22 protein-coding genes are annotated in these 21417 nt (G+C 77.8%); 14 read left to right on the top strand and 8 right to left on the bottom strand.

Going from position 1 to position 21417, the window contains the following annotated elements:
* Window position 1: 1 nt before the first annotated feature.
* On the top strand, window positions 2–655 hold the full coding sequence (locus ACRYR7_RS11140) for a GntR family transcriptional regulator (protein ID WP_432572158.1): 654 nt from the start codon (window positions 2–4) through the stop codon (window positions 653–655).
* A gap of 83 nt (window positions 656–738) precedes the next feature.
* Here the strand turns inward: ACRYR7_RS11140 and ACRYR7_RS11135 are convergent, their stop codons facing one another.
* The 3 genes from ACRYR7_RS11135 to ACRYR7_RS11125 form a co-directional block, all read right to left on the bottom strand.
* Entirely contained in the window at window positions 739–1941 is a 1203-nt protein-coding gene (locus ACRYR7_RS11135) for an AI-2E family transporter (protein WP_432572157.1), read from the bottom strand.
* Window positions 1942–2075: 134 nt separating this feature from the next.
* Window positions 2076–3326: an asparaginase gene (locus ACRYR7_RS11130; protein ID WP_432572156.1), complete on the bottom strand. Its 1251-nt coding sequence runs from the start codon at window positions 3324–3326 to the stop codon at window positions 2076–2078.
* A 118-nt stretch (window positions 3327–3444) separates the two neighbouring features.
* Window positions 3445–4107, bottom strand: coding sequence for an SPFH domain-containing protein (locus tag ACRYR7_RS11125; RefSeq protein WP_432572155.1), 663 nt, complete (start codon window positions 4105–4107; stop codon window positions 3445–3447).
* A gap of 591 nt (window positions 4108–4698) precedes the next feature.
* Between ACRYR7_RS11125 and ACRYR7_RS11120 the strand changes: the two genes are divergently transcribed.
* The 3 genes from ACRYR7_RS11120 to arfB all read left to right on the top strand — a co-directional run bounded on the left by ACRYR7_RS11120 (window position 4699) and on the right by arfB (window position 6375).
* The gene (locus tag ACRYR7_RS11120) at window positions 4699–5313 is read left to right on the top strand and encodes a TetR/AcrR family transcriptional regulator (protein ID WP_432572154.1); all 615 of its coding nucleotides are present in this window, start codon (window positions 4699–4701) and stop codon (window positions 5311–5313) included.
* A complete protein-coding gene (locus ACRYR7_RS11115) occupies window positions 5310–5858 on the top strand; it encodes a dihydrofolate reductase family protein (RefSeq protein WP_432572153.1) in 549 nt (182 codons plus the stop codon). The genes ACRYR7_RS11120 and ACRYR7_RS11115 overlap by 4 nt, the downstream gene beginning before the upstream one ends.
* A 94-nt stretch (window positions 5859–5952) precedes the next feature.
* Window positions 5953–6375, top strand: coding sequence for an alternative ribosome rescue aminoacyl-tRNA hydrolase ArfB (gene arfB / locus ACRYR7_RS11110; protein ID WP_432572152.1), 423 nt, complete (start codon window positions 5953–5955; stop codon window positions 6373–6375).
* Between the two features lie 11 nt (window positions 6376–6386).
* On the opposite strand, the gene ACRYR7_RS11105 is transcribed toward arfB, so the two are convergent.
* Complete coding sequence (locus ACRYR7_RS11105; protein WP_432572151.1) at window positions 6387–6782, bottom strand: hypothetical protein; 396 nt, start codon at window positions 6780–6782, stop codon at window positions 6387–6389.
* A gap of 155 nt (window positions 6783–6937) precedes the next feature.
* On the opposite strand from ACRYR7_RS11105, the gene ACRYR7_RS11100 reads away from it, so the two are divergent.
* Window positions 6938–7687, top strand: coding sequence for a sulfite exporter TauE/SafE family protein (locus ACRYR7_RS11100; protein ID WP_432572150.1), 750 nt, complete (start codon window positions 6938–6940; stop codon window positions 7685–7687).
* Window positions 7688–7745: 58 nt separating this feature from the next.
* Here ACRYR7_RS11100 and ACRYR7_RS11095 read toward each other — a convergent pair whose 3' ends face one another.
* Window positions 7746–8837, bottom strand: a complete 1092-nt coding sequence (locus ACRYR7_RS11095) for an alkene reductase (protein WP_432572166.1) — start codon at window positions 8835–8837, stop codon at window positions 7746–7748.
* A 194-nt stretch (window positions 8838–9031) separates the two neighbouring features.
* On the opposite strand from ACRYR7_RS11095, the gene ACRYR7_RS11090 reads away from it, so the two are divergent.
* The 4 genes from ACRYR7_RS11090 (at window position 9032) to ACRYR7_RS11075 (ending at window position 12182) form a co-directional block, all read left to right on the top strand.
* On the top strand, window positions 9032–10108 hold the full coding sequence (locus ACRYR7_RS11090; RefSeq protein ID WP_432572149.1) for a CapA family protein: 1077 nt from the start codon (window positions 9032–9034) through the stop codon (window positions 10106–10108).
* A 72-nt stretch (window positions 10109–10180) separates the two neighbouring features.
* On the top strand, window positions 10181–10543 hold the full coding sequence (locus tag ACRYR7_RS11085; protein ID WP_432572148.1) for a hypothetical protein: 363 nt from the start codon (window positions 10181–10183) through the stop codon (window positions 10541–10543).
* A complete protein-coding gene (locus ACRYR7_RS11080) occupies window positions 10540–10959 on the top strand; it encodes a hypothetical protein (protein WP_432572147.1) in 420 nt (139 codons plus the stop codon). The genes ACRYR7_RS11085 and ACRYR7_RS11080 overlap by 4 nt, the downstream gene beginning before the upstream one ends.
* Entirely contained in the window at window positions 10956–12182 is a 1227-nt protein-coding gene (locus ACRYR7_RS11075; protein WP_432572146.1) for an MFS transporter, read from the top strand. The genes ACRYR7_RS11080 and ACRYR7_RS11075 overlap by 4 nt, the downstream gene beginning before the upstream one ends.
* A 30-nt stretch (window positions 12183–12212) precedes the next feature.
* Here the strand turns inward: ACRYR7_RS11075 and ACRYR7_RS11070 are convergent, their stop codons facing one another.
* Window positions 12213–12563: an ATP-binding protein gene (locus ACRYR7_RS11070; protein WP_432572165.1), complete on the bottom strand. Its 351-nt coding sequence runs from the start codon at window positions 12561–12563 to the stop codon at window positions 12213–12215.
* A gap of 252 nt (window positions 12564–12815) precedes the next feature.
* On the bottom strand, window positions 12816–13433 hold the full coding sequence (locus ACRYR7_RS11065; RefSeq protein ID WP_432572145.1) for a TMEM165/GDT1 family protein: 618 nt from the start codon (window positions 13431–13433) through the stop codon (window positions 12816–12818).
* 447 nt (window positions 13434–13880) lie between these two features.
* Here ACRYR7_RS11065 and ACRYR7_RS11060 point away from each other — a divergent pair, with 447 nt between their 5' ends.
* From ACRYR7_RS11060 to ACRYR7_RS11050, 3 genes are all read left to right on the top strand, one after another.
* Window positions 13881–14669, top strand: coding sequence for a sulfite exporter TauE/SafE family protein (locus ACRYR7_RS11060; protein WP_432572144.1), 789 nt, complete (start codon window positions 13881–13883; stop codon window positions 14667–14669).
* A 98-nt stretch (window positions 14670–14767) separates the two neighbouring features.
* On the top strand, window positions 14768–16948 hold the full coding sequence (locus ACRYR7_RS11055; RefSeq protein WP_432572143.1) for a SpoIIE family protein phosphatase: 2181 nt from the start codon (window positions 14768–14770) through the stop codon (window positions 16946–16948).
* Window positions 16949–17151: 203 nt separating this feature from the next.
* Window positions 17152–17346: a hypothetical protein gene (locus tag ACRYR7_RS11050; RefSeq protein ID WP_432572142.1), complete on the top strand. Its 195-nt coding sequence runs from the start codon at window positions 17152–17154 to the stop codon at window positions 17344–17346.
* Window positions 17347–17392: 46 nt separating this feature from the next.
* Here the strand turns inward: ACRYR7_RS11050 and ACRYR7_RS11045 are convergent, their stop codons facing one another.
* Complete coding sequence (locus tag ACRYR7_RS11045; RefSeq protein WP_432572141.1) at window positions 17393–18052, bottom strand: YczE/YyaS/YitT family protein; 660 nt, start codon at window positions 18050–18052, stop codon at window positions 17393–17395.
* Between the two features lie 252 nt (window positions 18053–18304).
* Between ACRYR7_RS11045 and gndA the strand changes: the two genes are divergently transcribed.
* Window positions 18305–19780 carry an NADP-dependent phosphogluconate dehydrogenase gene (gene gndA, locus ACRYR7_RS11040; RefSeq protein ID WP_432572140.1) on the top strand — a complete coding sequence of 492 codons (1476 nt, stop codon included), beginning with the start codon at window positions 18305–18307 and terminating at the stop codon, window positions 19778–19780.
* 45 nt (window positions 19781–19825) lie between these two features.
* Window positions 19826–21253, top strand: coding sequence for a glucose-6-phosphate dehydrogenase (locus ACRYR7_RS11035; RefSeq protein WP_432572139.1), 1428 nt, complete (start codon window positions 19826–19828; stop codon window positions 21251–21253).
* The last annotated feature ends 164 nt before the right edge of the window (window positions 21254–21417 follow it).

Raw genomic sequence — 21417 nt, 5'->3', positions numbered from 1 at the left:
GGTGGGTGCCAGCGCCGAGCGCGTCACCGCGGCCCTGCGCACCGACGTCCTCACCGGCGCCCTGGCCCCCGGCGCCCGGCTGACCGAGCCCCTCCTGCAGGAGCGCTACGGCACCTCCCGGGTGCCGGTGCGCGAGGCGCTGCGCGCGCTGGCCGGGGAGGGGTTCGTGGAGCTGCGGCCCAACGCGGGCGCGCGCGTGGCTCAGGTCCCCGTCGACGACCTCGCCGACCTGTACGCGGTGCGGTGCGTCGCCGAGGGCGTCACCGCCGCGCGCTGCGCCGAGCTCGTCGCCGCCGGCCGCGGCGAGGACCTCCTCGCCGCGCTCGACCGGGTCGTGGAGGAGGGTTTCGCGGCCGTCGCCGAGGGCCGGCGCGCCGACGGCGCCCGGCTCAACGCCGAGTTCCACGAGCGCGTGGCCGCCGCCTCCGGCGCGCGCAGCATGGCGCAGGTGCTGCGCTGGGCCTCGGACCGCATCCGCTGGGCGTACGCCACCACGGTGCCGCAGCAGGGGCAGCGGGCGTGGACGGAGCACCGCCGCATCGCGCGCGCCATCGCCTCGGGGGACCCGCGGCGCGCGGCGGACGCCATGGAGCGCCACGTCGCCGCCTCCGCCCGCGCCTTCCGCGACCCGGCCCGCGAGGCCGTGCGCGGGTAGCGCGCGGGTAGCGCCCCGCGCAGCGCGACGGGGCCGGGTGGAGGTGTCCACCCGGCCCCGTCGCCTCCCGCGCGAGGTGCGCCTCAGGAGGTGCGGTGCGCGCCCTCCGCGGGGAGCTGGATCGTGCGGTGCCCCTCGGGGACGTCGCCGGCGGCGGGGCGGCGGTCCTCCCCGACGGTGGGCTCGGCCTTCGGCCGGCCGCGGCGGTGGTCCCACACGTCGCGGGCGATGACCTGCACGATGCTCGCCACCGGGATCGCCAGCAGCGCGCCGAGGATCCCGGCCAGCTCCACCGCCAGCAGGATCGCCACGATCACCGTCAGCGGGTTCAGCTTGACGGTGCGCGAGAAGATCAGCGGCTGCAGCAGGTGGTTCTCCAGCTGCTGGTAGACCAGGAAGAACACCACCACGGCGATGCCCGCCGGCACCGAGTGCACGAACCCGGCGATCGAGGCCACCACCGCGCCGATGGTCGCGCCGACCAGTGGGATCAGGTCGGTGATCCCCACGAACAGGGCGATCAGCCCGGCGAACGGCACGCCGGCGATCTTCAGCACCGCGTACGTCAGCGCGCCGCAGATGACGCTGATGAGCAGGTTGCCCGACAGGTACCCGGTCACCGACTTCGCGCAGTCCGCGCCCACCCGGCGCAGGCGCACCGCGGTCGGCGGGTGGAACAGGTTCACGAACCCGTCCACGACCTTCGGGCCCTCCAGGACCATGAGGAACGCCAGCACGAAGATCGACGCCGCGCCGGCCAGGCCGCTGGCCACGCCCGACAGCACGCCGGCGGCCGGGGTCGTCAGGCCCGTGGCGAAGGAGCGGATGCGGTCCTCGTTGTCCTGCGCGTACTGCAGCGCGTTCGTGCGCTCCAGCAGGGTGCCCACCGGGCCGCGCCCGGCGCGCGCGTCGTCGATCAGCTGGGGCAGCTGCCCGGCGAAGCGCGTGCCCTCCTGCGCCAGCGGCACCACGAACAGGGTCCCGACGCCCGCCAGCGCCAGGACGATGAGCAGGAAGACGAGCAGCGTCGCCAGCGAACGGCGCCGGCCGCCGAGGAGCTTGCGCTCCACCCACCCCACGACGGGGTAGAGGGCCACGGCGAAGAACGCCGCGACCACGATCCACGTCAGCACCTGCAGCGTGTGCACCACGAGGTACAGCAGGAACGCGGTGGCCAGCAGCAGGCCGATCGCCGTGACGATCGTGCGCACCGTGCCCGAGGAGGGGGCGCGCTCGTCGGAGATGCCGCCCAGGGCGGGGGCCCCGACAGGGGTGTTTTCGGTCACGAACCACGATGGTGCGTCCTGGACCCCGTTCCCGCACGGCGAGCGCGCGGGCGCCGTGCGTGGTCGGAGCGTGGTCGGCGCGGGCGCGGGGGGCGCGGGACCGGCGCGCCGCCGGCCCCGCGCGCACGCGCCCGTCAGGCGAACTCGGGGCTGCCCAGGCCGTCCACCCAGGCGCGCACCTGCGCCTCGTCGTCGGTGAACGCCAGCGACAGCAGCAGCAGCAGGCGCGCCTTCTGCGGCAGCAGGTCCTCCATGCCGATCACGCCGGGCGCGGGCTCGCCGCCGTCGTAGACCGCGCCGGAACCGGTGCGGGTGGTCGCGCCGAACAGCACCCCCTGCTCGATCGCCGCGGTGCGGGCCTCGCGCATCGCCGGGGAGATCCCGCCCGCGCCGGTGCCCGCGGTGACCACGCCCTCCACGCCCGCGGCGGCGAACGCGGAGATCGCCTCCCCGCCGGCCTCCTGGTACGAGTACGCGATCTCCACGCGCGGCAGGTCCGCCGGCGCGATCGTGGAGACGTCGAACGGGGTGGCCCACCCGCGCTGCCCGCACAGCTCGGCGCGCGCGGGGGCGCGGCGGGTCGTCACGCGCTGCTCGTCGACCACGCCGAGGGCGCCGAACTGCCCGCCGTCGAAGGTGTCCATCCGCAGCGCGTCGGTCTTGGTGACCTCGCGCGCCGCGTGGAACTCGTCGTTGAGCATGACCACCGTGCCGAAGCAGGTCGTGTCGCCGCTGGCGGCCAGGCGCACCGCGTTGAACAGGTTCGCCGGGCCGTCCGCGCCGATCACGTTCGAGGGTCGCATCGCGCCGGTGAGCACGACCGGCTTGTCGCTGCGCACCGTCAGGTCCAGCCAGTACGCGAACTCCTCCATGGTGTCCGTGCCGGTGGTGACGACGACCCCGTCGGAGGTCTCCAGCGCCGCGTCCACCGCCAGGGTCAGCTCGCGGAACTGCTCGATCGTGTACCCGCTGGATCCGGCGTTGCCGAACTGCACGGTCCCCACCTCGGCCACCCCGCCCAGCTCCGGCTGCAGCGCGCCGACCAGGTCCGCGATCGGCACCTGCCCGGCCCGGTACGTCTGCAGCGCGTCGCGCGTCTCCGCCAGGCCCGCGATGGTGCCGCCGGTGCCGATGACCGTCACCTGCGGGGTGCCGTCCCCGGGGCGGACCGGGCGTCCGGGGCGCCCGGGGTGGCCGGGGTGCGCCGGGCGCGCGTCGGGCGCGGCGGGTGCTGCGGCGACGGCGGCGGGCGCGGCGGCGGGCGCGGCGGCGGGGGCCGGTGCCGTGCTCGCGCCCGCGGGCAGGACCGTGGAGGCGCCGAGGGCGATGCCCGCCGCGAGCGTGCCGGAGACGAGGGCGGTGGTGAGGGTGGAACGACGGGACACGGGGTTTCCCTCCAGGTGGTCGGCGCGCCGGTCGGCCCGGCGCGCCGCACCCTAGGGACCTCCTGTGTCGCCGCTGTTACGGATCACGCGCTCCCGCAACGCGCCCGAAACGCGCCGCTCACGGGGCCGCCGGCGCCGCACCCAGGTGCAGCACCACCTGCCCGCCGTTCTCCACCGCCGCCTGCACCGTCCGCAGCTGCAGCAGCGCCGGGTCCTGCGCCAGCGCCCGCGAGCCGTTCGCCAGCGCCCGCAGCGCCGCCGTCTCCCCGCGCGCCCGCTCCAGCCGCGCCTGCGCCTCCAGGCGCGCGGACGAGACCTCCAGCAGCGCCCGCCGCACCTCGCCCGGCGCCGCCACGTCGCGCAGCGACACCTCCAGCACCTGCACGCCCAGCCGCGCCGAACCCGCCGCGACCGCCGCCGTCAGCTCCGCCGTCGCCGCCGCCCGGCCGCCGACCACCTCGTCCAGGCCGCGCGCCGCGATCCAGTCCCGCGCCGCCACCTGCGCGCTCAGCCGCACGTCGTCCACCGGGTCCGCCGACACCCCCAGGAACGCCACCGGGTCCACCACCCGGAACCGCAGCGCCACCGAGAACCGCACCCCCGGCACGTCCGCCGCCGCGCTCTCCTGGCTCGTCAGCAGCAGCACCCGCTCGCGCACGTCCACCCGCTCCACCGACCGCCGCCACGGCCGGCCCGGCAGGCGGTGCCGGCCCGGTCCCAGCACGGCGGCGACGACGCCGTCGACGCGCACGACGGCGCGCTCGGGCTCGGGGACGGTCACGTGGGCCACGGTGCTGCTCTCCTCGGGTCGGTGCCTCGCTCCCCGGCGCTGGACGGCCGCCGCCACCCGGGAGCGGTCGCGGCGGGGACCACCGGTGCTGCTGGTGGACCGCTGGCCGCGACCGGCGACCCGCCCCGTGCGGGGCGGCGGGTGGCGACGGCCGCCACGGAGGAGTTGAACCTCAGCGTCCACAGCGCTGTGCCGGGTGCGTCCCCGCCGATGCGCGGGACCCGTGCCGGCGACGCCGGTGGACCGCTGGTGGGGACGCCCCCGAGGGTCGCACGGCGCGCTCCGCCCGGTCGCGGCGTTTTCGGCCGGTTCCCCCGGTCGGGTGCCCGTCCGGGGTGGCGGGGTGCCGGTCCCCCCGCCCCCCACCCCGCGGTGATCAAGGAAGTGGCAACTTCCTTGATCACCGCAGGGGACGGGGTGGTGGGCCGTCCGGTTGCCGTGCCCGCTGCGGCGATCCGGCGGGCGATCCGGCGGGCGACCCCGCGGGCGACCCCGCGGGTGCCGCGGGGGGTTCCGCGGCGCGGGGCGGTGCGCTAGGTTTCTCAACGTCTGTTAACTAACGGCTGCCGCGAGAGGAGGACCGTGCCCCGGCCCCGCACCGTGAGCGACGAGGACGTCCTCGCCGCGACCGCCCGCGCGCTGCACCGCCACGGGCCGGCGAGCACCACGCTCGCCGCGGTCGCCCGCGAGGCGGGCGTCAGCGCCGCCGCCCTCGTGCACCGCTTCGGCTCCAAGCGCGAGCTGCTGCTCGCCTTCGCCGCCCGCGCCACCGAGGACGTGCCCGCGGGGTTCGCCACCGCGCGCGCGGCGCACCCGCAGCCGCTGCGCGCCCTGCACGCGGCGCTGGCCGAGCTCGTCGCCGACGTCGAGGACCGCGAGGCGCTCGCCCACGGGCTGGCGTTCCTGCAGGTCGACGTCACCGACGAGGCGTTCCGCGCCCACGCCGCCGCTCGCGCCCACCACCTGCGCGAGGGAATCGCCCTGCTGCTGGCGCAGGCCGTGCGCGACGGCGAGCTGCGCGCCGGGACCGCCGCGGCGGACCTGGCGCGCTGCGTGCACCTGACCTGCGAGGGGGTGCTGGTGCTGTGGCCGCTGACCGGCACCGCGCCGCTGCGCGAGGAGCTGCGCACCGCCGTCGACGCCGTCCTGGACCCGCACCGACCGAGCACCCGCGAGACCCCCGGAGGGAACCCGTGACCACCGAACGCGCCACCGACGCGCCCTTCACCGGCGCCGTGTTCATCGCCACCAGCCTGGACGGGTCCATCGCCCGCCCCGACGGCGACGTCGGCTGGCTCACCTCGCGCGGCGAGCGCGCCGGCGAGACCGGCTACGACGAGTTCTTCGCCTCCGTCGACCACGTCGTGCTGGGGCGCTCCACCTACGAGAAGGTGCTCACCTTCGGCGAGTGGCCCTACGGGGACGTACCGGTGCTGGTGCTCAGCTCCACCCTCGCCGAGGGCGCCGACCCGCGCGTGCGGGTCGTGCCCGACCTCGGCGCGCTCGTCGAGGCCCTGGCCGAGGCGGAGGCGCGCCGCGCCTACGTCGACGGCGGCCGCACGATCAGCGCGATGCTCGCGGCCGGCCTCGTGCACGAGCTGACGATCACCACCGCGCCCGTGCTGCTGGGGGAGGGGCTGCCGCTGTTCAGCGCGCTGGGCCGCGACGTCGCCCTGGAGCACCGCTCGACGCGGGTGCTCGGCGCGGGGTTCGTGCAGTCCACCTACGCGGTGCTGGGCTGAGCGCGCGCAACCCCGTCGCGCCCGGCCGCGCCGGCGGGCACACTGGCGCGGTGCCCGGCGGAAGCCCCCGCCCGGCGGGGGTGTTGGAGGGGTCGTGCACGACGTCCGGGTGAGCCCCGCGCTGACCGTCCCGGCGACCGAGCTGACCGAGCGGTTCTCCCGCGCCGGCGGGCCCGGCGGTCAGGGCGTGAACACCACCGACTCGCGGGTGGAGCTGTCCTTCGACCTGGCCCGCTCCGCCGCGCTGCCCGAGCACCTGCGCGAGCGGGCCCTGCGCCGGCTGTCCCCGCGCCTGAGCGGCGGGGTGCTCACCGTCGTCGCCAGCGAGCACCGCTCCCAGCTGCGCAACCGCGAGGCGGCGCTGGAGCGGCTGCGGGACCTGCTGGCCGAGGCCACCGCCCCCGGCCCCGCCGCGCGGCGCCCCACCCGGCCCACGCGCGGCTCCCAGCGCCGGCGCGTGGAGGGCAAGAAGCGCCGCGGCGACGTCAAGCGGCTGCGGCGCAGCACGGACGACTGAGGCGCCCGCGTTCAGCCCCGCGGCGTCGCGTCGTGGGCGGCGGCGAGCACGGCCAGGACGCTGGCGAGGTTCTCCGCGGTCACCAGGCGGCCCTGCTGCACGGCGCGGCGGTAGGAGAGCACGAAGGCGAGCTGGGCGTGCAGGTCGGCGCGCCGCTGCGCGCTGCGCTCGGTGGCCAGCTCGTCGTGCAGGCGGGCGTGCAGGGAGTCGGCCAGGGCCCGCCCCGCCGCCGCGTCGTGCTCGGCCTCCCGCGGGGCGGGGAGGGTGCGCGCGGTCGCGGGCGGGTGCCCGTGGGCGTGCGCCGGTGCGGTGCCGCCCGCGCCGGCGCGGTGCGCGCGCCGCGCGAGGTGGCGGTGCCCCGGCGCGGGCGCGGCGGGGCGCGGGAGCTGCTCGGTGCGAGGGGTCACGAGCGGAGATGCTGACAGGTCACCCAGCGTGATCGGTGCTGCCTCCGGGGCCGAACGGGTTGCGGCACTACCCGTTCGGCGCAGGCGCCGCGCGGACGGGGACCGCCCCGCACCCGCCCCGCACCCGGCGCGGCGGGGGCTGCTTGGATCGTGCGGTGACGCCCGCCGAGCCCCTGCTGCTGTTCGCCGCCGGCGCGGGGGCGGGCCTGGTCGGCTCCACCGCGGGCCTGGCCTCGCTGGTGTCGTACCCGGCGCTGCTGCTGACCGGGCTGCCGCCGGTGGTCGCCAACGTCACCAACACCGTGGGCCTGTTCGGCTCCACCGTCGGCTCCACGCTCGGCGCGCGCCCGGAGCTGCGCGGGCAGGGCCGGCGCCTGGTGCGGCTGCTGCCGGCGGCGGTGCTGGGCGGTGCAGCCGGGTGCGCGCTGCTGCTCGCCCTGCCCGCGGGCTCCTTCGAGCGGGTCGTGCCGTTCCTCGTCGCGCTCGCCTCGCTGCTGCTCCTGCTGCAGCCGCGCGTGCAGCGGCTGCGGCCCGGGCGGTTCTCCGAGCGCCACCCGCTGGTGCTGCTGGCGCTGTTCGCGGTCGGCGTGTACGGCGGCTACTTCGGCGCCGCGGCCGGGGTGATGATCCTGGCGCTGACGGAGGTCCTCTTCGACCAGCCGCTGGCGCGCAACAACGCCGTGAAGAACGTGCTGCTGGGCGGGGCGAACACGGTCGCGGCCGTGGGCTTCGCCCTCTTCGCCGACGTGGCGTGGGGCGCGGCGCTGGCCCTGGGGCTGGGCTGCCTGCTCGGCGGGCGGATCGGCCCGGTGGTCGTGCGGCACCTGGACGCCAGGGTGCTGCGCGTCGTCGTCGCGCTGGCGGGCCTGGGCCTGGCCGTGCGGTTGTGGGTGGCCGGGGCCTGACGCGGCGGCGGCCCGGCCGGGGGTCCCCCGGCCGGGCCGCTCGCGCGCCGCGGGCGCGTCAGGCGGTGGTGCGCCCGTCCAGGAACGGGTAGTCGGTGTAGCCGGTGGCGCCGGGGACGTAGAACGTCGCCGGGTTCGGCTCGTTCTCGGGGTGCCCGCCGGCCCAGCGCTCCACCAGGTCCGGGTTGGCGATGACCATGCGGCCCACCGCGACGGAGTCGGCCACCCCGTCGGCGATCAGGTCCACCGCGTCCTGGCGGGAGGTGACCACGCCGAAGCCGCTGTTGGCCATCAGGTGCCCCTCGAACCGCTTGCGCAGGCCCTGCACGAGGTCGCCGGCGGGGTCGGCGTGCAGGACGCTGAGGTACGCCAGGCCCAGCGGGCGCAGGCCCTCCACCAGGGCCTGGTAGGTGGCCTCCACGTCGGCGGGGTCCTGCTCCCAGGCGTCCTGGATGTTGTGGGCGGGGGAGATGCGGATGCCCACGCGACCGGGGCCGACCGCCTCGGCGACGGCGGTGGCGACCTCGACGCTCAGCCGGGCGCGGTTCTCCGGGGAGCCGCCGTACTCGTCGTCGCGCCGGTTGGAGCCGGGGGCGAGGAACTCGTGCAGCAGGTACCCGTTGGCGCTGTGGACCTCCACGCCGTCCAGGCCGGCCTCCACCGCGCGCCGCGAGGCGGCGACGAAGTCGTCGACGACGGCGCGGACCTCCTCGCCGGTCAGCGCGTGCGGCACCGGGTAGGGCGCCTTGGTGCCGTCGGGCAGGTGCGCCTCGCCCTGGGAGATCGCGATCGCGCTGGGGGCGACGATGCGGTCGGTGCCGGTGATGGCGGTGTGCGAGACGCGGCCGCCGTGCATGACCTGCATGAACAGGCGCCCGCCCTTCGCGTGCACCGCCTCGGCCACCCGCTGCCAGCCCGCGGCGTGCGCGTCGGTGACGATGCCGGGCTGCCCGGCGTAGGCGCGCGACTCCGCGCTGGGGAACGTGCCCTCGGTGACGATGAGACCGGTGCTCGCGCGCTGCGCGTAGTGCTCCGCGATCAGCGCGTTGGGGGTGCCGTCCGCCTCGGCGCGCATGCGGGTCAGCGGCGCCATGACGACGCGGTTGGGCAGCGTGAGGTCACCCAGGGTCACGGGCGAGAACAGGTCCACGGGGTCGAGGTCCTTCCGTCGGGGCACCGGCGGGGGTGCCCGCCGGTCGTTCCACGGGCGTCAACCCCGTTGCCGGGAGCACTCTTCCCGCGGGTCCCCCGAACGGGGGGCGGGTGTGACCGGGGCCACGTGCAACGCCGTGGCCCGCCGCGGCGTCCACCCGGTGCCCCGCAGACCCCGACAGGACGGTGCCCGTGCCCCCGACCCGCGCCACCGCGCGCCGCCGCACCCCGCCCCGGCTCGCCGCGGCCCTGACCGCGACCGCCCTGCTCGCCGCCGCCGGCTGCGGCGGCGAGGAGGAGCCCCCGCCGCGGGCCGCGCCCGGGCCGGTCACCGTGGCCGTCGCCGGCGACGTCCACTTCGCCGGCGCCAGCGCCGCCGCCGCCGAGCCCGGCGGCCTGGACGCGATCGCCGGCGTCCTGGGCGACGCCGACGTCACCGTCGTCAACCTCGAGACCGCGATCACCGACCGCGGCACCCCCGCCGCCAAGCAGTACGTCTTCCGCGCCCCCGCCCGCGCCCTCGGCGCCCTGCGCGCGGCCGGCGTCGACGTCGCCGGCCTGGCCAACAACCACGCCCTGGACTACGGCCGCCAGGGCCTGACCGACACCCTGGCCGCCGGGCGCGAGCAGGGCCTGCCGCTCATCGGCGCCGGCGAGGACGCCGCCGCGGCCTTCCAGCCCTTCACCACCACCGTGCGCGGGCACCGCCTGGCCGTCCTGGACGCCACCCAGGTCCTGGACACCTCCCTGGCCGGCGCCTGGACCGCCACCGACGACCAGCCCGGCCTGGCCGCCGTGCGCGACGACGCCGGCCGCGAGCGCCTGCTGGGCGCCGTGCGCGCCGCCCGCGCCGGCGCCGACTCCGTCGTCGTGCTGCTGCACTGGGGCAAGGAGCTGGAGGAGTGCCCCTCGCCGGCGCAGCGGGACCTCGCCGGCGCGCTCGTCGCCGCCGGCGCCGACGCCGTCGTGGGCTCGCACGCCCACCGCCTGCTCGGCGGCGGCTGGCTGGCCGCCGGCGGCCGGCGCGGCTACGTCGACTACGGCCTGGGCAACTTCGTCTTCTACGCCAAGAAGGGCGTCACCACCGCCACCGGCGTGCTGCGGCTGACCCTGCCCGGCGGCGGCGGGGTCGGCGAGGCCCGCTGGAGCCCGGCCCGCATCCGCGGCGGGGTGCCGGTGCCGCTGGAGGGCGCCGACGCCGAGGAGGCCCTGGCCGCCAAGGACGCCCTGCGCCCGTGCACCGACCTCGAGGGCGCCGCGCGGCCCTGAGGGCCGCGCGCCGGCCCCGCGGCGCGACGGCGGCGGCGGGGCCGCGGCGCGGGGCTCGTAGAGTCGTCGTCCGTGTCCGGAACCCTCGTCGCCGTCGTCTGCGGCCTCGCCGCGGTCATGGGCGGCTGGGCGGTCGTCACCGTCGCCCGCGACCGCCGCGTCGGGCGCGCGCACCTGGCGGGCCTGGCCGTCGTGGAGCTCGCGGTGCTCGCCCTGGTCGTCGACGGGGTCGCCACCCTCGCCGCCGGTCCGCGCCCGCTCGAGCTGGCCACCTCCATCGCCTACCTGGTCGTGGCGCCCCTGGTGCTGCCCGCCGCGGCGTTCTGGACGCTGGCGGAGCGCTCGCGGCCCAGCACCCTGGTGCTGCTGGTGGCGTGCCTGGCGGTCGTCGTCATCGCCTACCGCGTCTTCCTGCTCTTCGAGGTGACGCGGTGAGCGCGGCCCCGCCGCCCGCGCGGCGCACCTCCGGCCTGGGGCGCGTGCTCGTCGCCCTGTACGCGGTGTTCGCCGTCGCCGCCGTCTCGCGCGCGAGCGTGCAGATCGCCACCCGCTTCTCCGAGGCGCCGCTGGCGTACGCCCTGTCGGCCTTCGCCGGCGCGGTGTACGTCCTGGCCACCCTGGGCCTGGCGCGCACCGGGCCCGGCTGGCGGCGCGCGGCGTGGGCCGCGTGCACCGTGGAGCTGCTGGGGGTGCTCACCGTCGGCACCCTGAGCCTGGCCGACGCGCGGGCCTTCCCCGACTCCACCGTCTGGTCCGCCTACGGGCGCGGCTACGGCTTCGTGCCCCTGGTGCTGCCCGTGCTGGGCCTGGTCTACCTGCGCTCGGGCTCGCGCCGCGCCCGCGCGGCGTGAGCGCCCCGGGCGCCCCGAGCACCCCGGGGGGCCCCGCACCGGCCACCGCCCGCGGCGGGGCCGTGCTGCTCCTCGCCGTGCTGCTGACGGCGTGCGCGATGCGCGCGCCGCTGACCGGGGTGGGCCCGGTGCTCGACGCGGTCTCCGCCGACACCGCCCTGGGCAGCACCGCCGCGGGCCTGCTGACCTCCCTGCCGCTGCTGGCCTTCGCCGCGGCCTCCGGCCTGGTGCCGCGCGCGGCGGGCCGCCTGGGCGTGCAGCCCACCGTCGTGCTCGCCCTGGTGGTCCTGCTCGCCGGCGCCGCGCTGCGCCGGGTGCCCGGCGCGGTGCCGCTGTTCGCGGGCACCGCGCTGCTGGGCGTGGCCATCGCCGTGGCCAACGTGCTGCTGCCGGTGGTGGTGCGCACCCGCTTCGCCGCGCGCGTGCCGCTGGTGACCAGCGCCTACCTGGTGCTCATGCAGCTCGCCGGCGGGGCCGCCTCGGGCGCGGCGGTGCCGCTGAGCGGGCAGCTGCCCGGCGGGTGGCGCTCGGCGCTGGCCGTGTGGGCGCTGCCGGCGCTGGCCGCGGCGCTGCTGTGGGCGCCGCTGGCGCGCGCCGGGCGCGGTGCGCGCGCCCCCGGCGGCCGGGCGCGCGCGCCGTGGCGCTCGCCGCTGGCGTGGGCGGTGACGCTGAACATGGGCCTGCAGTCGCTGGTCTTCTACTGCCTGCTGTCGTGGCTGCCCACGCTGCTGCGCGAGCGCTCCGGCCTGGGCGCGGCGCTGGCCGGCTGGCAGCTCACCCTGCTGCAGGCCTCCGGCGTGGTGGCCAGCCTGCTCGTGCCGGCGCTGGTGGGCACCGCGGCGCGCACCCGCCGCACGATGGTGGGCGCGGCGCTGGCGGAGCTGAGCGGTGCGGCGCTGCTGCTGGCGGCCGCGCCGGGCGCGCCGGGCGCCCTGGTGCCGCTGGCGGTGGTGCTCGTCGGCGGCGGCGGGGGAGCGGCGCTGGTGCTGGCGCTGGCGGCCACGACCGCGCGCGCGGACGGGGCCGCCGGCGCGGTGGCGCTGTCGGGGATGGCGCAGTCCGTGGGGTACCTGCTGGCGGCGGCCGGGCCGGTGCTGGCCGGGGCGCTGCACGCGGCGACGGGCTCGTGGGCGCCGGCGCTGGTGCTGGTGGCCGCGGCGGCCGCGGGGCAGGCCCTGGCGGCGCGGCGGGCGGGCGCGGACGAGGTCGTCGCGCGCGGGTGAGGGCCGGGGCCCCGCGGCCGGGGCCGGTCCTCAGGCGTCGGCGAGCTCGAACCAGACCTTCTTGCCCAGCGGGCCCTCGTCGAGCTCGGTGCCCCAGCGCTGGGAGAGCATCTCCACCATCGCCATGCCGCGGCCGCTCTCGGCGTCCTCGCGCTGGGCGCCGATGAGCGGCATGCCGCCGCCCTCGTCGGAGACCTCCAGGCGCAGCGAGTCCCCCCGGCGGCTCAGCGCCACCCGCACCATCCCCGAGCCGTGCACCACGGCGTTGGTGACGACCTCGCTGGAGAGCAGCAGCAGCGCCTCGACGGTGTCCTCGGAGACCTGCGAGCTCTTCACCCACGGCGCGCACCACTCGGAGATGAGCCAGCGGGCCACGCCCACCGACCGCGGAGAGGGCGGGAGGACCACGTGGAACACCCGCCCTCGACCTCCCCCTGCCGCCCGGGCGTCGCGGCTGCTCCGCGGCGCGTGGTCCGTCACGCGCCCGACCTGTGGGGACAGTCATCGCCGCGTGACTGACAGTCAATCACTCGACGGGCCCGTTGTCCCCGCGCGGCGGGCACCCCCGGGCGCGCCGGTCGCGCGCCGGTCGCGCTGCGGTGACGGCGCGGTGACGGCCCGGCGCGCCCGCGCTCACACCGGCAGGTCGACGCCCAGCACCTCCAGCACGGTCAGCACCGCCAGCGCCGCGCACACCACGCCGCCGACGCGGCTGACGGTCGCCACGCTGAGCTTGCGCATCAGCGTCGCCCCCACGGCCGCGGCCAGCGCGGAGACCACCAGCAGCGCCGCCCACGCGCCGGCGAAGACGGACAGCGGGTCGTCGTAGCGGGCCGCCAGCCCGGCGGTGAACAGCTGCGAGAGGTCGCCCCACTCGGCGAGGAAGACGACGCCGAAGCACGCCAGCACCGCCCGCAGGCCGCGCGCGCCGCCGCGCACCGAGCGCTCGTACTCGTGCAGGGCCTCCTCCTCGGCCTGCCGCGCCTTCGCGGCGCCGCGGAAGAGGGTGACCGCGCCCACGGCGAACAGCGCGGCGGCCACGGCGGCCACGGGGCGGTCCGGCAGCGCGGACAGCAGCCGGCCGGCGGCCACGGCGATCGCGCTCTGCACGGCGAAGGCCAGGCCCACCCCCACCCACGCCGTCAGCGGCCGGTAGCGGGTGGCGAGCACGAGCGTCGCCACGAACGTCTTGTCGGGCAGCTCCAGCAGGAGCACGGGCAGGAAGCTCGCCAGCACGACGGCGGGGTCCACGGTTCGGGTCGGTCCTCTCCGGCGCCGCGCGCCGGGGCGGGGGCCCGGCACGCACGCGCCACGGGCACCCCGGCGCGCGCCGGCGGTGCGTGGGCGTGAACGGTGCCGAAGGTCTCGCCCACCCGCGTCGCGGGCTCACCGACCGGGCCCGCGGGGCCAGCGTGTCGACCGGTGACGTGCGGGCTACTCCCCCTCGTCGCGGCCATTGCAGCACACCGGGCACCGCCGCGGGAAATCCCCGGCACCGCCGCCCGCGCCCGGCCGCGGTCGTCCCCGGAACCGTTGCGGTGCAACGCCTCCGCGGGCGCCGGGTGTTCGGCGGCTCGCCCGGCGGCGCCCCGGGGGACCGGCGGCGCGCCGTTCGGCGGGGCGAAACCGGCGAGCCCGGCGCGCCTGGGAGGCTGGGCCGGTGCACCGACCCCCCGCCCGCGACGAGCGGACCCGCCCGTGAGCGCCGACACCCTCGCCGCGCTCGGCCCGCTGACCCTGGCCCTGCTGGTCCTGGCCGCCTTCGGCGCCGGGTGGATCGACGCCGTCGTCGGCGGCGGCGGGCTGGTGCAGCTGCCCGCGCTGCTGCTCGTGCCCGGCATCGACCCCGTGCAGGCGCTGGCCACCAACAAGCTCGCCGGGGCCATGGGCACCGGCACCAGCTCGGTCACGTACTACCGCCGCGTCCACCCGAACCTGCGCACCGCGGTGCCCACCGCGCTCGTCGCCGCCGCCGGCGCCGCGGGCGGGGCGCTGTGCGCGGCCGCCGTCCCCGACGGCGTCCTGACGCCGGTGATCCTCGTCGCGCTCGTGCTCGTGGCGGCGTACACGCTGCTCAAGCCGGACCTCGGCGGGGTGACCGCGCTGCGCTTCAGCGGGCACCGGCACACCGTGGTGGCCGCGCTGACCGGCGCGGTCATCGGCTTCTACGACGGCATCGCCGGCCCGGGCACGGGGGCGTTCCTGGTGTTCGCGCTCGTGGGGCTGCTCGGCTACGCGTTCCTGCAGGCCAGCGCCACCGCCAAGATCGTGAACCTGGCCACCAACGTGGGGGCCCTGGCGGTGTTCGCCGCGCACGGCTCGGTGCTGTGGCGCCTGGGCCTGCTCATGGGCACCGCGAACCTGCTGGGCGGCTACCTGGGCGCGCGCACCGCCGTCTCCGCGGGCAGCCGCTTCGTGCGGGTGGTGTTCCTGGCGGTCGTCGGGGTCCTCGTGGTGCGGCTCGGCTGGCAGGTCCTGGCCGGCTGAGCCGGACGGGTCGCGCGCGGGCCCGGGCGCCGCCGGCTCTCGCCTACCCTGGGGGCGGCCGGGGCGTCCCCCGCCCTGAGCCGAGCGGAGGTGACGCGGTGAGCCCTGTGCCGCCGCAGGACGGCGACGAGCTCGAGCTCACCGTCGAGGCCGTCGAGCACGAGGCCGAGCGGCTGCGCTGGCAGCTGGCCATCTCCGCCGGCGGCGTGGGCGGTTTCGACTGGGACCTGCTCACCGGCCGCCTGAGCTGGGACGACCGGCTCGTGGAGCTGTTCGGCTACGACCGCCGCACCTTCCGCGGCACCATCGAGGCGTTCAACGAGCGCCTGCACCCCGACGACCTGCCGCGGGTGAGCCAGGCGCTGGCCGAGTGCGCGCAGACCTGCGGGGACTTCGAGGCCGAGTACCGCGTGGTGCTGCCCGGCGGCACCACCCGCTGGGTGCGGGCGCGCGGGCGCGCGCTGGCGGACCGCACCGGCCGCGCGGTGCGCATCCTCGGCGCCGCCTACGACACCACCGACGCGCACGACGCCGGCGCCCGCACCGCCCGGGTGCTGGAGACGATGTCGGCGGCGTTCTACCTGCTCGACGCCGACTGGCGCTTCGCGTACGTCAACGCCGAGGCCGAGCGCCTGCTGGGCCGCCCGCGCGAGGAGCTGCTCGGCGGGGTGGTGTGGGAGCTGTTCCCCGCCACCGCCGGCTCCGTCTTCGACGAGGAGTACCGCCGCGCGGTCCGGACCGGCGAGCCGGTGTCCTTCGAGGCGTACTACCCGCCCCCGCTGGACGGCTGGTACGAGATCCGCGCCTGGCCCGGCCCGGACGGGCTGTCGGTGTACTTCCTCGACATCACCGCCCGCCGCCGCGCCCGCGAGGACGCCGAGGCCGCGCGCGAGGAGGCGGAGTCGGCCCGCGCCCGCGCCGAGGAGGCGGCCGCACGGCTGGGGCTGCTGGTGCGCGTCGGCGAGGACCTGTCCGCCACGCTGGACACCGAGGAGGCCGTGGGTCGCCTGGCGCAGCACCTCGTGCCGGCGCTGGCCGACTGGTGCCTGGTCACCCTCGTCGACGAGCACGGCGCGCTGCGCGACATCGGCTCCTGGCACGCGCGCGCGGAGCTGCGCGAGGTGGTCGAGGGGTACCGCCGCGCCCGCCTGGGGGCGCTGGGCGAGCACGCCCCGCTGCACCGGGCGCTGCGCACCGGCCGCCCGGTCACCGTCGAGCACGGCGGCACGCGGGTGCTGCTGGACGTGCTGGCCCCCGGCCCGGCCCGCGAGCTGCTGCGGCGGCTGGCGCCGGAGTCGTTCGCGATGCTGCCGCTGCGCGCGCGCGGGCGCACCGTCGGGCTGGTCAGCCTCTTCCGCGACGCCCGCCGGGCGCCGATCCCCCCGCAGGACCTGCTGACGGCCCTGGAGGTCGCCGACCGCGCCGGCCTGGCGCTGGACAACGCGCGCCTGTACACGCAGCAGCACCGCATGGCCGAGGGCCTGCAGCGCAGCCTGCTGACCGCGCCGGTGGAACCGGACCACGTGCAGGTGGCGGTGCGCTACCAGCCCGCGGCGGCGGCCGCGCAGGTCGGCGGCGACTGGTACGACGCGTTCCTCACCCCGGACGGGGCGACGGTGCTCGTCATCGGCGACGTCATGGGGCACGACGTGGAGGCCGCCGCGGCGATGGCGCAGGTGCGCAGCCTGCTGCGCGGCATCGCGTACTCCAGCGGCACCGGCCCGGCCACCGTGCTGGCCAGCCTGGACGCCACGATGCAGGGCCTGGCGGTGGAGACGACCGCCACGGCGCTGGTGGCGCGCCTGGAGCAGGTCCGCGACGAGCGCGAGCGCGACGTGACCCGGCTGCGCTGGTCCAGCGCCGGGCACCTGCCGCCGGTGCTGCTGGCCCCCGACGGGACGGTGAGCGCCCTGAGCGCCCACCCGCCGCAGCTCCTGCTGGGCGTGGACCCCGGCACCCGGCGCACGGACGCGGCGATCGCGGTGGACCGCGGCTCGACGCTGCTGCTGTACACCGACGGGCTCGTGGAGCGGCGCGGCACCTCGCTGGAGGACGGGCTGGCGCGGCTGCAGGACGTCGTGGCCGAGCTGGCGCACCTGGGGCTGGAGGCGCTGTGCGACGCGGTGCTGGCGCGGCTGGTGCCCGGCGACCACGACGACGACGTGGCGCTGGTCGCGGTGCGCCTGCACCCGCTGGACCGCCCGCGCCCGCCCGAGGCGGGCCCGAACCGCATCCCGCCGCACCCGCCGACGCCGCTGAACCCGCCCGCCGGGGACTGACGCCGGGGCCGCGCCCGTCCCGTCCCCGTCCCGCCGTGGTCACACCGGGTGAGTACGGCGTGGACGACGGGTGGTGTTCCCCCCTCCTCGCTGGCAGCGGTGCCGCCGGTGGGTTACACAAGACTCTCCCCGCGCCCCCCGGCGGGGGGGCTGGAGGACGCGGCGCCACGGAGGGCGCCGCGGGGACGACGGGAGAGCGGGCCGTGCCACGACGAGCGGAGGCCGCGCCGGAGCCCCCCGGGCGCGCGCTGCGCCGGGCCATCCTCATCAGCGAGCGCACCGCGGCGGCCAACCGCCGCAAGGCCCGCGGGATCTCGATCCGCCGGCTGCCGCTGCACGGCACGGTGGCCCGGCGACGCCGCCGCCCGGACGCCGAGCCGCCCACCCCCGGCACCTGAGGGCGACCGGGGTCCCCCCGGGTCCCCGGGGGTGCGCCCGGTCCCCTCAGGCGCCCGCGCCCGGGGACTGCCGCAGCACCCGGAAGGAGACCTGCGTGACCGGGCCCAGCGCCAGGGCCGCCACGACGGTGCCCAGGCCCACCGGCCCGCCCAGCAGCCAGCCCACCGCCACGACGGCGACCTCGATGACGGCGCGGGAGGGGCCCACCGGCCAGCCGCGCAGGTGGCAGGCCACCATGAGGCTGTCGCGCGGGCCGCTGCCCAGCCCGGCGCCGATGTAGAGGGCGCCGCCGAAGCCCAGCAGCAGCACCGAGACCACCAGCACCGCCACCCGCAGCGGCAGCGGCGCCCCGGGCAGGCCGTCCAGCCAGGAGGAGGCCAGCAGCGCGTCCAGCACCGCGGCGATGGCGACGACGTTGACGAGGGTGGCCGCGCGCGGGCGCACCCCCATCAGGGCGGAGACCACCACGGCCAGCGCCCCCACGCCGGCCACGACCGTGCCGTAGGACAGGCCGGTGCGCTCGGCGACGCCGGCGTGCAGGACGTCCCAGGAGGCCACGCCGAGCTGCACCTGCAGCGAGCCCCACACGCCGGTGGCGCACAGCGCCAGGCCGGCGGGGAACTGCGCCAGGCGGCGCGGCGGCGGCAGGGCCCGGCGGCCGGGGCGGCGGGGCGGGGTGGGGCGGTCGGCGCTGCGGGCGCTCACGGGCTCTCGTCCTCGGTGCTGCGGGGGTGGGGGCGCCGGTGCTTCGACGGTGCGGCCCCAGCCTCGCAGGTGCGCGCCGCCCGCGCCGCGCGGGCCGGTGCCGCCCGCGCGCCCCGCACCGCTGCCTCACCGCTGCCTCACCGCTGCCTCACCGCCGCGTCGCCGCGCGGTGAGGAAGAGTTCCCCCGCCCGTAACAGCGGCGGGCCGCGGGACCTGTGGCGGGGCGGGGGTTCCGTGGAACACTCCGGCGGGTGACCGACACGACGCAGCAGGCGGCCCCGCAGAAGGCCCAGATCGGCGTGACGGGCCTGGCGACGATGGGGCGCAACCTGGCCCGCAACATCGCCCGGCACGGCTACGCGACCGCGGTGCACAACCGCACCGACGCGCGCACGAGGGCGCTGGTGGAGGAGTTCGGCCACGAGGGCACCTTCGTGCCGGGGTACTCCGCGCAGGAGTTCGTGGACTCCCTGGAGGCCCCCCGCACCGTGATCATCATGGTGAAGGCGGGTGCGCCCACCGACGCCGTCATCGAGGAGCTGGCGCCGCTGCTGAGCGAGGGCGACATCCTCGTCGACGCCGGCAACGCGCACTTCGCCGACACCCGCCGCCGCGAGGCCGCGCTGCGCGAGAAGGGCATCCACTTCGCCGGCGTCGGCGTCTCCGGCGGCGAGGAGGGCGCGCTGCTGGGCCCGTCGATCATGCCCGGCGGTTCCGAGCACGCCTACGCCAAGCTCGGCCCGATCTTCGCCGACATCGCCGTGTCGGTGGACGGCACCCCGTGCTCCACCCACGTCGGCCCCGACGGCGCGGGCCACTTCGTGAAGATGGTCCACAACGGCATCGAGTACGCCGACATGCAGCTCATCGCCGAGGCGTACGACCTGCTGCGCCACGGCCTGGGCCGCACCCCCGCCCAGCTCGCCGAGGTCTTCGACTCCTGGAACTCCGGGGACCTGGAGTCCTTCCTCATCGAGATCACCGCCCAGGTGCTCGCCAAGGAGGACCCCACGCAGGACGGCGTGGCCCTCGTCGACGTCATCCTCGACCAGGCCGAGCAGAAGGGCACCGGGCGCTGGACGGTGCAGACCGCCCTGGACCTGGGCACCCCCGTCTCCGGCATCGCCGAGGCCGTCTTCGCCCGCGCCCTGTCCGGGCACGCCGAGCAGCGCGGCGCGGCGCAGGGCGTGCTGCCCGGCCCGGCCGAGGAGGCGCCCTTCGTCGAGGAGGCCCACGCCGACGCCTTCGTCGACGACGTGCGCGCGGCGCTGTACGCCTCCAAGGTCGTCGCCTACGCGCAGGGCTTCGACATGATCAAGGCCGGCTCCGCCGAGTACGGCTGGGGCGTGGACCCCGGCGCGATGGCCACGATCTGGCGCGGCGGCTGCATCATCCGCGCGAAGTTCCTGGACCGGATCCGCGAGGCGTACGAGAAGCAGCCGGACCTGCCCTCGCTGCTGCTGGACCCGTACTTCGCGCAGGCCGTGGCCGACGGGCAGGAGGCCTGGCGGCGCGTCGTGCAGCACTCGGTGGCGCACGGCATCCCCGCGCCCGGCTTCGCCTCGGCGCTGGCGTACTACGACGGGCTGCGCCGGCCGCGCTCGTCGGCGGCGCTGATCCAGGGCCTGCGCGACCTGTTCGGCGCGCACACCTACAAGCGCGTGGACCGCGAGGGCTCCTTCCACGTGGCGTGGGCGGGCGACGGGGCCGAGCACCCGTGGTCCTGAGGGGGCGCGCGAGGCGCGCGGCGCGGCGTGGGTGAGGATGCGACCGTGAGCGAGACGCACAGGAGCACCCCGACCGCCTTCGTGCTGTACGGGGCCACCGGCGACCTGGCCAAGCGGCTGGTCATGCCGGGGTTCGCGGCGCTGGCCAAGGCCGGCCTGCTGCCCGAGCGGTGGGCGCTGGTCGGCAGCGGCCGGCGCTCGATGAGCGACGAGGACTACCGCCGCCACGTCGTCGACGGCCTGCGGGAGTTCGGCAAGGACCTGGACCAGCCCGTGCTGGACGAGGTGGCCGCCGGGCTGCGCTTCGCCGGCGGCGGCTTCAGCGCCGACGACCCCGGTGAGCTGCTGGACGTGCTGGGCCGGGTCCGCGAGGAGCTGGGCGGCGGGGAGGGCCGGGAGGTGCAGGTGGTGCACTACCTGGCGCTGCCGCCCTCGACGTTCGAGGCCTACACGCGCGCCATCGCCGCGCACGGCCTGGCCGACGGCGCGCGCGTGGTCTTCGAGAAGCCCTACGGCACCTCCCCGGAGTCCTTCGAGCAGCTCGACGAGCTGGTGCAGTCGGTCTTCGCCGAGGAGCAGGTCTTCCGCATCGACCACTTCCTGGGCAAGGAGGCGACCCAGCAGCTGCACGTGCTGCGCTTCGCCAACCGCCTCTTCGAGCAGGTCTGGAGCGCCGAGCACGTCGCGCAGGTGCAGATCGACGTGCCCGAGACCCTCGGCGTGGACGACCGCGCCCAGTTCTACGACGCCACCGGCGCCACGCTGGACATGCTCGTCACCCACCTGCTGCAGGTGGCCGCCGAGGTGGCCGCCGAGCCGCCGGCCGGGCCGAGCCCGGAGGCGCTGCAGGAGGCGCGCGAGTCGGTGCTGGCGTGCTTCCGGCCCATCGACCCGGCCGAGGTGGTGCTGGGGCAGTCCAGCGGCTACCGCCACCTGCAGGACGTGGACGACGACTCCGGCACCGACACCTACGTCGCGGCGCGGGTGTGGGTGGACACCGACCGCTGGCGCGGGGTGCCGTTCGTGCTGCGCACCGGCAAGAAGCTGGCCGAGTCCCACCAGCACGTGACCCTGGTGCTGCGCCCGCCGAGCGCGCTGCAGCACGGGGCGGGTGCGCGCACCGAGGAGCCGGAGACCATCACGTTCACGCTCAGCGGGAACGGCACCGTGTGGGCGGGCGTCACCGCCCGCCGCCCCGGCGTCTCCGACGACCTCGTGCCGGGCCGGCTGCTGCTGGACCTGGCCGAGCTGCCCGACGCCGAGCCGCTGCCGCCGTACGCGGCGCTGCTGCGCGACGTGCTCATCGGCGACCGGGCGCTGTTCACCACCTCCGCGGGCCTGCGCGACGCGTGGCGGGTGGTGACCCCGCTGCTGCAGCAGCGCGGTGAGCTGCACCCCTACGAGCCCGGCTCGTGGGGCCCCGCCGAGGGCGACGCGCTCGCCGCCCCCTACGGCTGGCTCACCGAGCACTGAGGGAACCCCTCCCGCCCCCGCCCCACCTGCCGCCCCCCACCCGCCGTGGGGGGGGTGGGTTGGGTGTAGGTGTTGGCGGGGGGGGGGGGGGGGGGGGGGGGGGGGGGGGGGGGGGGGGGGGGGGGGGGTGGGGCGGGGGGGGGGGGGGGGGCCCCCCCGCGGGC

The sequence above is a fragment of the Kineococcus gurbantunggutensis genome (assembly GCF_050871925.1).
In the GTDB taxonomy this organism is placed as follows: domain Bacteria; phylum Actinomycetota; class Actinomycetes; order Actinomycetales; family Kineococcaceae; genus Kineococcus.
The sequence above is the reverse complement of the archived record's forward strand: the minus strand, read 5'-3'. Positions and strand labels throughout refer to the sequence as shown.